The following is a 13,112-nucleotide window of genomic DNA, read 5'->3' on the forward strand; positions in this document are numbered from 1 at the left end:
TGGCGTTACTGAGCGACTTGCCTGCCCAATGCCATCGTCCGCTGCTGGAGCAGTTGCAACAGGTCGCAGCCTTCACGCACCAACAGGTACGCGGCATTGGTGACGTGGGTGAAGTCTTTGTCGCAGGTGGTGATGAGGCTCACACACGTCATGGTTTCCAGCAGGTCGCTGGCCGCTTGAAGGCGTTGATAGGCGCTGGTTTGCAGGTCGTCGAGGCTGGCGTTGGTGTCGATGACCAGGACGGGGATTGTGGTGAAATTGGTGCTGAGAGGGATATAGCGATTTTGAGTATTCATAGGTGTGCGCTCTGATGAGTTCCATTGATCCGCTCTCATCGTGACCAAGCGATGGGTGGCGGACTGTGCACAGGTTGGTCAACCGGCAGAGCGCACCGGCACACCCGAAGGTGTCCTGCACACAGCCGCCATGAAGCGTGCCGGCACGAAACGCGCCTGCAACATCCACTGTGGCGCTAGTGCGCACTCTGACAGGTGACCAAACCCGGTCGCTGAATTGGCAGCGACGGGGCGAACTATAGGAGGCTTCGGCGGGGCAGCGCAAGGCGTGGCGATCTGCTCTCAAGATGATGCAACCGGAAGCACTTTTCACATTGACAGTGCTTGTGGCGCTTGAGCGAGTTGTCCACAGTCCATGGACCGTGGACAAGCGCCAAAATGTGTTCGATCAAACTCAAGATAAAAACAATGTGCGCTTGTTTCGGGTCAGCCGAATTGGCATCGATAGATGGGGCTCGGCAGGAGCGTCAGATTTACTCCGCCGCGCTATACGTCTTCATCGCCGTGCAATAGCGCACCTGCATCTCTTTGCTTTTCTCATCCTGGTCGCGGTCCCAGCGCTTGCCCCATTCGCCGCACTGTTCCTTGAAAAAGACCTCCGCCGATTTGCGACATTCACGGCGCTCGGTGCTGCCGGCGAGGAAGTTGCCGCAGACGCTGGCGTTGTCGATGACGTTGTTGAAGATCCGCCATTTCGCCTGATAACGGTCGCGGCCATCCCATTCGCGAATGCTCACCGTGGCAATTTCGTATTGGCGTGTCTGTCTGGCTTCAGGCGTGTTCAAGTTGGCTTGGTAGCCAGCCAGGTAGCTGGCCGACACCAGGCCCTGGACCTTCGGGGTGGGTGGGGCTGCGGCGTGTGCTACTGCTGCGGGCGCCTGGGTCTGCACCACGACAACCACTTGCGGTGCAGGCGCTGGCACGAGTTTGGCGGTAGGTTCTGGATGCGATACCGGCTCCACTGGCGCTTCGGACGGTTTGGCCGTTTCAATCGGCACTGGCTCAGCCGCCGGCAGTGGCGCAACAGGGATCGGGTGGCTGCTGTTATGGTTGACCGTCATGTAGCCGAGCATGCCCACCAGTATCAGCACCATTATCCATATGCCGTAGGGCTTGGGCTGTGCGGGGCGCGGTACTTTCTGTTTGGCCGGGTGCGATCCCAGCACCACGTCAAAATGTTCGGGGTGCAGGCGTTTGAAACGGATGACGCCATCGTCATCTTCTTGCTCGGGTTGGTGCATGTCGCCGCTGCCTTCCTTGGTGAGTCAGCGGGTTATCGGCGCTTTCTCGTGGGCTTTGAGGGGAGTCGCAGATTAAATCGTTCATCGGCCGTTGGCGAGTAACGACGCCTCCACAAAAATGAAATTTTCCTTTTAAAAAGCAGACGCGTCGGACAAAAAATCGGTATGTTTCCCACCAATTTTTAGGGCGCCATCCGGTGCTCGAGTTTTGCACTTAAAGGGAGTTAAGTATGTCTCTGCTTCGCGTGGCCTCGGTCTTATCGTTGTGTGCCGCCGCCTGGTCGGTCCAGGCCGGGCAATTGCCCATCGAAGTCCTCAGTGCCGTGGTCAAGGATCAGAAGATCGCCGACGCTGAAGTGCTGTTGCAGCGCAACGGCGAGCAGAACGTGGTCGGCAAGACCAACGCCCAGGGCCAGGTCGTCCTCGAGGCCAGCTTCGCCGACGATGCCAGCAACCTGCTGATCATCAAGAAGGCCGGTTATTCCAATCTGGTGGTCAAGTGCCCCTGCAAGGACATGACCTATGCCGTCAGTCCGGTGATGCAGAGCCTCGACGGCCTGCGCGTGGTGCTGACCTGGGGCAAGACTCCGGCAGACCTCGACTCCCACATGATTTTCCCCGGCAACAACATCTACTTCGAGCAGCAGAAGGGGACTGACGCCGAGCTGGATGTGGATGACACCGACAGCTATGGCCCGGAAACCATCACCCTGCAGAAGAAGCACTACGGCGAAAGCTATGTGTATGCGGTGCATGATTACACCAACGCCAACAACCCGAGCTCTCGCCAGTTGTCCAACAGCCAGGCCACGGTATTTGTCTACATGGGGCAGTCCCTGGTCCGTACCTATTACGTCCCCGTCAATCGCAGCGGCAACCTGTGGACCGTGTTCCGTATGACCGGCAACGGTGACTTCCAGGACATCAACACCTTCAGCGGTGTGACCGTGGAGGCCAAGGATGTGTTGAATGAAGTCTCGCCGCTGCTCGACGACAAGGTCGCGGTCGCTGAAGTAGCGGTCAGCTCTACGGCGCAGATCGATGCGAAGGCGCTGAATGTGAAAGGCGAGGCGGCCTACAAGGCGGGTAATCTGGAGCAGGCGATTGCCTTCTTCCGCCAGGCCATCGATCTGAACAACGGCTTCGGTCAGGCCTACAGCAACCTCGGTCTGGCGTATCAGAAGGCCGGTAATACCGCTGAAGCCATTTGGGCCAACCGCAAGGCTGTTGCCCTGGCAGCCGGCAACTCGGCCAACACCGTACGCGCGAGCTCGTACTACAACATTGCCCGTATCTATGAAGACGCCGGGCAGTTCTCCGACGCCCAGCGTCACTACGAGTTGGCCAAGGAACAGAAAGCCAACCCGGTGTACGACACGGCGATCGAGCGGGTAAAAAATCGCTGAATCGCACACTGATGCAACCCCACAACGCGCCCTGTCTGGCGCGTTGTTCGTTTCTGGAGACCGTTCAGGAACGTTGCGTTGGCCGGTAGCTCCCTGTGCATGCCTTGGCCGTCGCGGTTGATGTAATCGATATTTCCACAGGGATGCACCTGTGGATTTGTATCCGGGTATTGGCCGCCGTCGCGCAACCGCGGCCTGCTTTGCGCTAGTCTGGCGCGCCGTAGCAGTTTGTAATGCTTGCCTCGGACCTTTTCTCGCCCGACCGCCTAGGGTTTGTTTATCCACAGCGGTCAACGGAGTGACAGCTTATGCACGACACCCTCCAGCGGGTTTTTGGTTATCCACAGTTTCGCGACGGCCAGGAGGCAGCGATCAGCGCGGTATTGGCTGGGCGTTCGGCTGCGGCGATTTTCCCCACCGGTTCCGGCAAGTCCTTGTGTTATCAACTGCCGGCGCTACTCCTGCCGCACCTGACGCTGGTGGTGTCGCCACTGCTGGCGCTGATGCAGGACCAGTTGGCCTTTCTGCAACGTCACGGTATTGCAGCGGCGAGCATCGACTCAGCGCAGAGCCGTGATGAAGCCAATGCGGTGATGGCCCGGGCCCGCTCCGGCGAGCTGAAGATCCTGATGATTTCCGTGGAGCGCCTGAAGAACGAGCGCTTCCGCAATTTTCTCCAGCAGGTGCAGATTTCCCTGCTGGTGGTGGACGAGGCGCACTGTATTTCCGAGTGGGGCCACAATTTCCGCCCGGACTACCTGAAGCTGCCGGACTATCAGCGCCAGTTCCGCATTCCCCAGGCCTTGCTGCTGACCGCCACCGCGACGCCGAAGGTGATTGCCGATATGCAGGCCAAGTTCGCCATTGCGCCGGACGATGTGGTCACCACCGGTTTCTATCGGCCGAACCTGAACCTGCTGGTGGAATCGGTCGGCGGCCAGGACAAGCATCGTCGGCTGGTGGAGTGGCTGGGCGGGCGCCTCGGGCAGCCGAGTATTGTCTACGTCACCTTGCAGAAGACCGCCGAGCAGATCGCCCAGCACCTGAGCCGCAACGAAATCCCGGCCACGGCCTATCATGCCGGCTTGCCCCATGAGCAGCGGGAGGCGATCCAGAAGCAGTTCATGGCCGGGCAGTTGAACTGCATCGTCGCCACCATCGCGTTCGGCATGGGCATCGACAAGGCCGATATCCGTAACGTGGTGCATTTCGACCTGCCCAAGTCCATCGAGAATTACAGCCAGGAAATCGGCCGCGCCGGGCGCGACGGCCAGCCTTCCGATTGCCTGGTGCTGGCCAACCGCGACAGTCTCAATGTGCTGGAGAACTTCGTCTACGGCGATACGCCGGAGCTGGAGGGGATTCGCCGGGTACTGGACGAGCTGAAGGGGGCGATCCCGGACGGCCAGTGGGAGTTCCTGCTCGGGCCCTTGGCGGACCAGAGCAATATCCGCCAGTTGCCGCTCAAGACCTTGCTGGTGCAGCTGGAGTTACGGGGTTTGATCGCGCCGCGTTATGCGTATTTCGCCGAATACCGTTTCAAGTTTCTAGTGGAACCGGAAGTGTTGCTGGCGAAGTTCGAGGGCGAGCGGCACGACTTTGTCTCGGCGATTATCCAGACCTCCAGTCGCGCGCGGACCTGGGCCACGGTGAATTTCGACGCTTTGTATCAACAGCATCAGGCCGAGCGCGGCCGGGTGGTGAAGGCCTTGGACTTCTTCCAGGAGCGGCGCTGGATCGAGCTGGAAAGCAAGCAGATGACCGAGGTCTACAGCCTGTTGGTCAGCGACTTCGATCCCCATGCCCTGAGCCTGGAGCTGTACGCTTATTTTGCCCAGCATGAGGTCAGCGAGATTGCGCGGATTCACGCGATGCTGGCGTTGTTTGCGACCGAGCAATGCCTGGGCTACCGGTTGGCCCGCTATTTCGGCGACGAGCAGGCGCCTGAGCGCTGTGGGCATTGTTCGGTATGTCACGGACAGGTGGCGTGTCTGCCGGAGCCGCCGGCATTGCCTGCCCTTGATCAGCGCGATTTCCCGGGACTGTGCAGTGGCTTTATCCACAGGCACCAGGAGCACAACGGGCATTCACCCAGTGCGGAGTGCCTGACGCGCTTCCTGTGCGGTATCAGCGTGCCGTTGTTTACGAAGTTGAAGGCGAGGGCGCTATCGGGGTTTTCGGCGCTGGAGGCCTATCCCTATGCCGAGGTGCGGGAGTGGGTCGCGGCGTGGTCCCTGGAGGGGCAGGCACAAACCGCGTAGGCGTTGTTCGAAAGAGCGTCTGCTGAAATTGCCGGGAGCCGTTGGGCTATACCGTCGATATCCGCGGCCGTGGCAAGGTTGATCCTGTACATGAGGGGGCTCCTGAGGGGAGGCGAACCTACTGCATGGATGGCGCCCGGGCTTTCATATTACGCCTGGATTATCGGCGGTTGCAGGCAGGGTTGTGTTGCAGTCAGTTTCCAGACGGCGTGGCCGACAGGTTCTGCCCCACCGCCAGCCCCGCGCGGATCGCCGCCAGTGCCGCCTGATAGTAGGCCTTGCCTTCCGGCGACTCGGCGAAGGTGGTGAACTCTTCCAGCTCCGGGTCGGACAGGCCGCGATAGACGTAGAGCAAGGTGTTATCCAGGTCGTTGCCGATCTGCTCCATCAAGCGTTCGCGCTGGCCGTTCAACATGCTTTGCGCCGCGCCGGCCCCCAGCAGTCCGGGAATCATCGAGCTCAGGCTGTCGGCCGCCACGCCAGCGATGGCCAGGCTGACTTCGGCCCCGGCTTCGCGCGCCGGCAGCGCACGGCCCAGGTGGTTGATCAGCAGGCGCCGGGTGGCGCTGGCGTCGATATGCGGCAGGCCCTTGGCATTCTTGGCCAGCTGGTCGCGGCGGGTGGCGAGCAATTCGGCGGAGATAATCTTGCGTCCCAGCGGTGACTGGAAGAACGCCAGGGCCGGTTTCGGATTGTCGAGGTTCTGGCGTAACTGGGCCTCGGCCCGCTGGTCCATGGCCTGGGGCGCGAAACGCTGGTTGCTGTTGTTCACCAATGCGTCATAGACCGCCGGCGGCAGGCTGTTGCGGTACTTCTGCTGGGCCGCGCTCAGGGCATCGTTGAAATGCGCGCGTTGTTCCGGCCAACCGGCGACCCGATACAACTGGTCATGGTTGTCTGCCCAGGCGGGCAAAGTGCAGAACATCAACAGCGAAAAAAGCAAACGGCGCATAGGGACTCCTGTCTACAGCCGGCTATTGTCCCGGCGAGCGCGGTACTTGTCGAGAATTCCTGTAAGTCGTTCGGGTGGCTCTGTCGGATTTCCGGGCATCTGGATACTATGCGCGGCATGCACATTCCCTCTGATCACCCGCTGCTGTTACGTATTGTCGACGACCTGGCCGAGCGCGGCTGGTCGCAGCAGAACATCTTCCTGCCACAAGCGCTGACCGTCGCCCTGGCCGCCGAGTGCCGCCTGCGCGCCGCCGCGGGCGAGTTGGCCCCGGCCGGAGTGGGGCGCGGGCCGGCCCAGGAAGTCCGCGAGGCGATTCGTGGCGATCATATCCAGTGGCTGGAGCCGGGCCAGACCGGGCCCTGCGATGAATACATGGGTTTGATGGAGAGCCTGCGCGAAGCCCTCAATCGTGGGTTGTTCCTGGGGATCGAGGACTTCGAAAGCCATTTCGCGCTGTACCCGCCCGGAGCCTTCTACAAAAAGCATGTGGACCGTTTTCGTGACGACGACCGACGGACGGTCTCGGCGGTGATCTACCTGAACGACGCTTGGTTGCCGGAGCACGGCGGGCAACTGCGCATGTACCTGGAAGGCGGCGTGGAACATGACGTGGTTCCGACCGGCGGTTGCCTGGTGCTGTTCCTCTCGGGCGAGGTGCCCCATGAAGTCTTGCCGGCGACGCGCGAGCGCCTGTCACTGACCGGTTGGTTTCGTCGGCGCGGAAGTGATCCGTTCCCATGATGCAGAAGATCCTGGTCAGTCGCTGCCTGCTGGGGCATCTGGTTCGTTATGACGGCGGGGCCAGCGGGCCTTATGCGCAGTTGTCCCAGTGGCAGGCCGAAGGGCGGGTGGTGCCTTTGTGTCCGGAAGTGGCCGGCGGCCTGCCAACGCCCCGTGCGGCGGCGGAAATTCCCGGCGGGCAGGGCGCGCAGGTTCTGCAGGGGCTGGCCCGGGTGATCACCAACGAGGGCGAAGATGTCAGCGACGCCTTTCTCTCTGGCGCGGATCAGGCGCTGGAGTTGGTGCGGCGGCATGACATCCGTATCGCGGTGCTCAAGGCCAACAGCCCGTCATGTGGCAACCTGTTGACCTACGACGGGACCTTCAGCGGGGTGAAGGTTCGCGGCGAAGGCGTGACGGCGGCGTTGTTGAAGCAGGCCGGCGTACAGGTGTTCAGTGAGTTGGAACTGCCTGAAGCCCTTGTCGCCCTGCAGCGCCTGGAACATCCCTCGGCGCCATAGCGAGCCGACTCACTGCTTCGGTGGCTGGGTCGCATCCATGCCGAACCACTTCTGCGAAAGCGCCGCCAGGCGTCCGTCCGCCCTCAGGCGCTGCAATGCCTTGTCGAGGCTGGCCTGGAACGCCGGATTGCCTTTCTGAAACGGAATCGCCAGGGTCACTATCGGCGCCTCGGACGCATCCTGCGTGACGGCTAATGTATTTCCACCCATGGCAAACGGAACCTGCGTCGGCTGCGCTTCCTTGTGCACCAACCATTGCGCACTGGTGTAACCATAAGGTTCGCTGAAGTCGTAACGTTTTTGCAGTTCTGCAGTCATAGGCATGTGGTTGATGGCGACATCGTATTTGCCCGTCTCGACGCCTTGCAGCAAATCGGCGGCGTCGGTGGGGACGAATGAGGCTTGCACGTCCAGCTCCCGGGCCAGTTGTTCGCCCAGTTCGACTTCGAAGCCGGTCAGGCGACCGTCTTCGCTGAAGCCGAAGGGCCGCATGTCGCCTTCCAGGGCGATGCGCAACTCGCCCCGGTCGTTGACGTCATCAATCAGTTCAGCCTGGACGAAAGGGCTGGCGAGGGGCAGTAAAAGTAATAGGCCAGGCAGAAAACGCATGGTCGCTCCCGAATTGGAATACAAATATGTACCGTGCCGTTCAGGCACGTTTTGCTATGTTGTTGAGTGCCTTGGACCACAAATCGCCACAAAGTTGTCTTAACCGTACCGAAATTGCGGAAAACTGGAGAAGTTAATGAAAACCTTAGTATCTCGTGTTGCGTTGGCTACTGTTTTGCTGGGTTCTTCGATGCTGGCGGTTGCGGATGATCTTCCGCGTATTGCGGCGCCCAAGGACGCCAAGGTCTTTATCGTTTCGCCGAAAAACGGCGCCACGGTCGACAAGACCTTCACGGTCAAGTTCGGCATGAAGGGCTTGGTGCTCAAGCCGGCCGGTGACCTTACCCCGGACTCCGCTCACCATCACCTGCTGGTCGACCAGAAGGCCCTGCCGGACCCGGCCTTGCCGATCCCGGCGAGCGACACCGTGATCCACTATGGCAAGGCCCAGACCGAGACCCAGCTGACCCTGACCCCGGGCAAGCACACCTTGCAACTGGTGGCGGGTGACAAGGGCCACATGCAGTTCAAGCCGACCGTCGCTTCGAAAGTCATCACCGTCAACGTGAAGTAAACGCGCGAAAGAAAAAAAGGGAGGCCCTTGCAGGCCTCCCTTTTTTCGTCCAGCGCTTGAGGCTTAGAACAGCACGCGGGAACGGATGGTGCCGTTGATGTGTTGCAGCTTCTCTTGCGCCAGGTCCGAGTACTCGGCGTCAACGTCGATCACCACGTAACCGACTTTCTCATTGGTCTGCAGGAACTGACCGGAGATGTTAATGCCGTTTTCCGCGAAGACCTTGTTGATTTCACTCATCACACCCGGGATGTTTTCGTGGATGTGCAGCAGACGGTGCTTGCCAGGGTGAGCCGGCAGGGCCACTTCTGGGAAGTTCACCGACGATACCGAAGTACCGTTGTCGCTGTACTTGACCAGCTTTTCCGCGACTTCAAGGCCGATGTTGGCCTGGGCTTCGGCGGTCGAGCCACCGATGTGCGGGGTCAGGATCACATTGTCCAGGCCGCGCAGCGGGCTTTCGAACTCTTCGTCGTTGGAGCGTGGCTCCACCGGGAAGACGTCGATGGCCGCGCCGATCAGGTGCTTGTCCTTGATCGCGTTCGCCAGGGCGTCCAGCTCGACCACGGTGCCGCGAGCGGCGTTGATCAGGATCCCGCCTTTCTTGATCGCGCGGATTTCCTTCTCGCCGATCATCCACTGGGTTTCCGCGGTTTCCGGAACGTGCAGGGTGACGATATCGGACATGCCCAGCAGGTCGCTCAGGTTCGAGACCTGGGTGGCGTTGCCCAGCGGCAGCTTGGTCAGGGTGTCATAGAAGAACACCTGCATGCCCAGGCCTTCGGCGAGGACCGACAACTGCGTACCGATCGAGCCGTAACCGATGATCCCCAGCTTCTTGCCGCGGATTTCAAAGGAGTTGGCCGCGCTTTTGATCCAGCCACCGCGATGGCAGGAAGCGTTCTTCTCGGGAATGCCGCGCAGCAACAGGATCGCTTCGGCCAGCACCAGCTCGGCAACGGAGCGGGTATTGGAGTACGGGGCGTTGAACACGGCGATGCCGCGCTCGCGAGCCGCGTTGAGGTCGACCTGGTTGGTGCCGATGCAGAAACAACCCACGGCGACGAGCTTCTTCGCGTGATCGAAGATTTCCTCGGTCAGTTGAGTGCGGGAGCGAATGCCGATGAAGTGTGCATCGGCGATCTTTTCCTTCAACTGGGCTTCTGGCAAGGAGCCAGTGAGGTACTCGATATTGACGTACCCGGCGGCCTTGAGGACGTCGACGGCGGATTGGTGGACGCCTTCGAGAAGAAGGAACTTGATCTTGCTCTTATCGAGAGAAGTCTTGCTCATCTGCGTAAACCTGTGTCCCGGAGAAAAATGGCAGGGAAATGGACAGCTTGAGCTGACCGCGCGGCGTGATCGCCGGCACCGCAGATCGGCCTGATAGCACGCTTCTGCGGGGGGCGTATGCTAGCATATGCGACCCGCAAACACTCATTCTGCGACGTGAAGCGTCCTCAGGATGACCATGAATAGTTCGAGAGTTCTGTCGATGACCCATCCTGCCCTGATTGATGAGCTGAAGACCCTGGTTGAGCCTGGTAAGGTCTTGACCGATGCTGACTCCCTGAATGCTTACGGGAAGGATTGGACCAAGCATTTCGCTCCCGCGCCGACGGCCATTGTATTTCCGAAGACCACCGAGCAGGTCCAGTCCATCGTGCGCTGGGCCAACCAGCACCAGGTCGCGCTAGTGCCATCGGGCGGTCGTACCGGCTTGTCCGCCGCCGCGGTGGCGGCCAACGGTGAGGTGGTGGTGTCCTTCGACTACATGAACCAGGTGCTGGACATCAACCTCACCGATCGTACCGCCGTCTGCCAGCCGGGCGTGGTCACCGAGCACTTGCAGAACGTTGCCGAAGAAAAGGGCCTGTACTACCCAGTGGACTTCGCCTCGGCCGGTTCCAGCCAGATTGGCGGCAATATCGGCACCAATGCCGGCGGAATCAAGGTGATTCGCTACGGCATGACCCGTAACTGGGTGGCCGGTATGAAGGTAGTAACCGGCAAGGGCGATGTGCTGGAACTGAACAAGGACCTGATCAAGAACGCCACCGGCTACGACCTGCGCCAGCTGTTCATCGGTGCCGAGGGCACTCTGGGTTTTGTGGTCGAAGCCACCATGCGCCTGGACCGCGCGCCGAAGAACCTGACCTGCATGGTCCTCGGCACCGCGGATTTCGACTCGATCATGCCGGTGCTGCATGCGTTCCAGGGCAAACTGGACCTGACCGCCTTCGAATTTTTCTCCGACAAGGCCCTGGCCAAGGTCCTCGCGCGTGGCGACGTGCCGGCACCGTTCGAAACCGACTGCCCGTTCTACGCCCTGCTGGAGTTCGAGGCGACCACTGAAGAAGTGGCCAACCAGGCCCTGGAAACCTTCGAGCACTGTGTCGAGCAGGGCTGGGTGCTGGACGGCGTGATGAGCCAGAGCGAAACCCAGTTGCAGAACCTCTGGAAGCTGCGCGAGTACATCTCCGAAACCATTTCCCACTGGACGCCGTACAAGAACGATATTTCGGTCACCGTGTCGAAAGTGCCGGCTTTCCTCAAGGAAATCGACACCATCGTCGGCGAATACTACCCGGACTTCGAAATCGTCTGGTTCGGTCATATCGGCGACGGAAACCTGCACCTGAACATCCTCAAGCCGGAAAACCTGAGCAAGGACGAGTTCTTCGCCAAGTGCGCTACCGTCAACAAGTGGGTGTTCGAAACCGTCGAGAAGTACAACGGTTCGATCTCCGCCGAACACGGCGTGGGCATGACCAAGCGCGATTACCTGACCTATAGCCGTTCCCCGGTTGAAATTGAATACATGAAGGCGATCAAGGCGGTGTTCGATCCGAACGGGATCATGAACCCGGGCAAGATCTTCGCGGTTTGAACCTGAAGCCACTGATGACAAAGACCAGGAGTCGGTAATGAGCTATCAGCACCAGTATGTTGACGGTACCCGCATTCACTTCCCTCTCGGCAAGGTGGTCTGCATCGGCCGCAATTACGCCGAGCACGCCAAGGAACTGGACAATCCGGTGCCGACCGAGCCGCTGCTGTTTATCAAGCCGGGCAGTTGCGTGGTGCCGATCGAGGGTGGTTTCAGCATCCCGGCGGACCGTGGTTCGGTGCATTACGAGGCCGAGATTGCCGTGTTGATCGGCAAGCCGTTGTCCAACAAGCCGAGTGTTGAAGAGGTGCTGGATGCGATTTCCGGGTTTGCGCCGGCTTTGGACCTGACCTTGCGCGACAAGCAGGCAGAACTGAAGGGTAAGGGGTTGCCCTGGGAAGTTGCCAAGTCGTTCGACGGTGCCTGTGTGCTGGCGCCGTTCGTGGTCGGCAGTACCTTCCCGGACCTGACCCGGATCGGCATTCGCCTGACCATCAATGGTCAGGTTTGCCAGGACGGGATCAGCAGCGACATGCTCAATCCGATCGTGCCGATGATCCAGTACATGGCGGCGTGTTTCTCGTTGCAGGCCGGCGATGTGATCCTGACCGGTACGCCGGTGGGCGTCGGTCCGTTGAATGCCGGGGATGAGCTGGTACTGGAATTGCCAGGCGCCAGCAGCTTCAGCAGCAGCGTCCGTTAATCCCGACGCCCCCCCTGTAGGAGCGAGCTTGCTCGCGATGATGGCACAGACACCGTGGGGCATCAGGCGCCCCGCGTTATCGTTAACGCCCATCGCGAGCAAGCTCGCTCCTACAGAGGGGGCGGTGCTTGCCTCAGACCTTGAGGGTCTTCACGCCTTCGCTGGTGCCCAGCAGCAGCAGATCCGCCGGACGCGCCGCGAACAGGCCGTTGGTGACCACGCCGACAATCGCATTGATCTGGCTTTCCAGCTCCACCGGGTTGGTAATCCGCAGATTGTGCACATCCAGGATGATGTTGCCGTTATCGGTCAACACGCCTTCGCGATACACCGGATCGCCCCCCAATTTCACCAGCTGACGCGCCACATGACTGCGGGCCATCGGGATGACTTCGACCGGCAGCGGGAAGGCGCCGAGCACTGGTACCAGCTTGCTGCCGTCAGCGATGCAGATAAAAGTCTTGGCCACGGCCGCGACGATCTTCTCGCGGGTCAGGGCGGCGCCGCCCCCCTTGATCAGGTTCAGATGCGCGTCGCTTTCGTCGGCGCCATCGATGTAGAACTCCAGGTCGCTGACGGTGTTCAGCTCATAGACCGGAATCCCGTGGCCCTTGAGGCGCGCGGCGGTGGCTTCGGAGCTGGCGACCGCGCCGTCGAACGCACCCTTGTGTTGCGCCAGGGCGTCGATAAAGCAGTTGGCGGTGGAGCCGGTGCCCACGCCGATGACGCTTTTGTCATCGAGCTTGGGAAGGATGAAGTCGACAGCGGCTTGGGCCACGGCCTGTTTGAGTTGATCCTGGGTCATGCGGGCTCCGAAAGCGGGCAGGGGATGTGCGAAAGGTCGGCATTATAAGCGTCAGGGCAGGCAAGGTCATTGTCCGTTTGGCCGCAGGTGGCGCTCCCTGGCAAACAGGTGGGCCAGGCAACAAAACCTCA

Annotated in this window: 13 protein-coding genes; 7 read left to right on the forward strand and 6 right to left on the reverse strand. The window is 60.6% G+C overall.

The features are described from left to right. Positions 1-5: 5 nt before the first annotated feature. Entirely contained in the window at positions 6-296 is a 291-nt protein-coding gene (locus AC07VG_RS30080) for a hypothetical protein (RefSeq protein WP_494999998.1), read from the reverse strand. A 473-nt stretch (positions 297-769) separates the two neighbouring features. Beyond that, positions 770-1,537, reverse strand: coding sequence for a hypothetical protein (locus AC07VG_RS30085; RefSeq protein ID WP_494999997.1), 768 nt, complete (start codon positions 1,535-1,537; stop codon positions 770-772). A gap of 230 nt (positions 1,538-1,767) precedes the next feature. On the opposite strand from AC07VG_RS30085, the gene AC07VG_RS30090 reads away from it, so the two are divergent. Both AC07VG_RS30090 and AC07VG_RS30095 read left to right on the forward strand, forming a co-directional pair. Continuing rightward, positions 1,768-2,943, forward strand: coding sequence for a tetratricopeptide repeat protein (locus AC07VG_RS30090; RefSeq protein ID WP_494999996.1), 1,176 nt, complete (start codon positions 1,768-1,770; stop codon positions 2,941-2,943). 308 nt (positions 2,944-3,251) lie between these two features. After that, positions 3,252-5,204 (forward strand): RecQ family ATP-dependent DNA helicase, encoded by a 1,953-nt coding sequence (locus AC07VG_RS30095; protein ID WP_494999995.1) that lies wholly within the window; start codon positions 3,252-3,254, stop codon positions 5,202-5,204. A 193-nt stretch (positions 5,205-5,397) separates the two neighbouring features. Here the strand turns inward: AC07VG_RS30095 and AC07VG_RS30100 are convergent, their stop codons facing one another. Then, positions 5,398-6,156 carry a DUF2059 domain-containing protein gene (locus AC07VG_RS30100; protein WP_494999994.1) on the reverse strand — a complete coding sequence of 253 codons (759 nt, stop codon included), beginning with the start codon at positions 6,154-6,156 and terminating at the stop codon, positions 5,398-5,400. A gap of 108 nt (positions 6,157-6,264) precedes the next feature. Between AC07VG_RS30100 and AC07VG_RS30105 the strand changes: the two genes are divergently transcribed. Continuing rightward, positions 6,265-6,900, forward strand: coding sequence for a 2OG-Fe(II) oxygenase (locus AC07VG_RS30105; protein WP_494999993.1), 636 nt, complete (start codon positions 6,265-6,267; stop codon positions 6,898-6,900). Further along, entirely contained in the window at positions 6,900-7,400 is a 501-nt protein-coding gene (locus AC07VG_RS30110) for a 2-thiouracil desulfurase family protein (protein WP_495000289.1), read from the forward strand. The genes AC07VG_RS30105 and AC07VG_RS30110 overlap by 1 nt, the downstream gene beginning before the upstream one ends. A gap of 9 nt (positions 7,401-7,409) precedes the next feature. Here the strand turns inward: AC07VG_RS30110 and AC07VG_RS30115 are convergent, their stop codons facing one another. Further along, a complete protein-coding gene (locus AC07VG_RS30115; protein WP_494999992.1) occupies positions 7,410-8,009 on the reverse strand; it encodes a transporter substrate-binding domain-containing protein in 600 nt (199 codons plus the stop codon). A 136-nt stretch (positions 8,010-8,145) separates the two neighbouring features. On the opposite strand from AC07VG_RS30115, the gene AC07VG_RS30120 reads away from it, so the two are divergent. After that, complete coding sequence (locus AC07VG_RS30120) at positions 8,146-8,583, forward strand: DUF4399 domain-containing protein (RefSeq protein ID WP_494999991.1); 438 nt, start codon at positions 8,146-8,148, stop codon at positions 8,581-8,583. 63 nt (positions 8,584-8,646) lie between these two features. Here the strand turns inward: AC07VG_RS30120 and serA are convergent, their stop codons facing one another. Further along, entirely contained in the window at positions 8,647-9,876 is a 1,230-nt protein-coding gene (gene serA / locus AC07VG_RS30125) for a phosphoglycerate dehydrogenase (RefSeq protein WP_495022370.1), read from the reverse strand. A 202-nt stretch (positions 9,877-10,078) separates the two neighbouring features. Here serA and AC07VG_RS30130 point away from each other — a divergent pair, with 202 nt between their 5' ends. Both AC07VG_RS30130 and AC07VG_RS30135 read left to right on the forward strand, forming a co-directional pair. Then, positions 10,079-11,473 carry an FAD-binding oxidoreductase gene (locus AC07VG_RS30130; protein ID WP_495000288.1) on the forward strand — a complete coding sequence of 465 codons (1,395 nt, stop codon included), beginning with the start codon at positions 10,079-10,081 and terminating at the stop codon, positions 11,471-11,473. Between the two features lie 37 nt (positions 11,474-11,510). Beyond that, complete coding sequence (locus AC07VG_RS30135) at positions 11,511-12,176, forward strand: fumarylacetoacetate hydrolase family protein (RefSeq protein WP_494999989.1); 666 nt, start codon at positions 11,511-11,513, stop codon at positions 12,174-12,176. 133 nt (positions 12,177-12,309) lie between these two features. On the opposite strand, the gene rpiA is transcribed toward AC07VG_RS30135, so the two are convergent. After that, entirely contained in the window at positions 12,310-12,981 is a 672-nt protein-coding gene (gene rpiA / locus AC07VG_RS30140; RefSeq protein ID WP_494999988.1) for a ribose-5-phosphate isomerase RpiA, read from the reverse strand. Positions 12,982-13,112 lie beyond the last annotated feature (131 nt).

It is taken from the genome of Pseudomonas sp. GW821-FHT03C07, from assembly GCF_059420925.1.

Coding starts and splice junctions, on each gene's coding strand:
- AC07VG_RS30080 (WP_494999998.1), bottom strand. CDS start 296: ATGAATACTCAAAATCGCTATATCCCTCTCAGCACCAATTTCACCACA.
- AC07VG_RS30085 (WP_494999997.1), bottom strand. CDS start 1,537: ATGCACCAACCCGAGCAAGAAGATGACGATGGCGTCATCCGTTTCAAA.
- AC07VG_RS30090 (WP_494999996.1), top strand. CDS start 1,768: ATGTCTCTGCTTCGCGTGGCCTCGGTCTTATCGTTGTGTGCCGCCGCC.
- AC07VG_RS30095 (WP_494999995.1), top strand. CDS start 3,252: ATGCACGACACCCTCCAGCGGGTTTTTGGTTATCCACAGTTTCGCGAC.
- AC07VG_RS30100 (WP_494999994.1), bottom strand. CDS start 6,156: ATGCGCCGTTTGCTTTTTTCGCTGTTGATGTTCTGCACTTTGCCCGCC.
- AC07VG_RS30105 (WP_494999993.1), top strand. CDS start 6,265: ATGCGCGGCATGCACATTCCCTCTGATCACCCGCTGCTGTTACGTATT.
- AC07VG_RS30110 (WP_495000289.1), top strand. CDS start 6,900: ATGCAGAAGATCCTGGTCAGTCGCTGCCTGCTGGGGCATCTGGTTCGT.
- AC07VG_RS30115 (WP_494999992.1), bottom strand. CDS start 8,009: ATGCGTTTTCTGCCTGGCCTATTACTTTTACTGCCCCTCGCCAGCCCT.
- AC07VG_RS30120 (WP_494999991.1), top strand. CDS start 8,146: ATGAAAACCTTAGTATCTCGTGTTGCGTTGGCTACTGTTTTGCTGGGT.
- serA (WP_495022370.1), bottom strand. CDS start 9,876: ATGAGCAAGACTTCTCTCGATAAGAGCAAGATCAAGTTCCTTCTTCTC.
- AC07VG_RS30130 (WP_495000288.1), top strand. CDS start 10,079: ATGACCCATCCTGCCCTGATTGATGAGCTGAAGACCCTGGTTGAGCCT.
- AC07VG_RS30135 (WP_494999989.1), top strand. CDS start 11,511: ATGAGCTATCAGCACCAGTATGTTGACGGTACCCGCATTCACTTCCCT.
- rpiA (WP_494999988.1), bottom strand. CDS start 12,981: ATGACCCAGGATCAACTCAAACAGGCCGTGGCCCAAGCCGCTGTCGAC.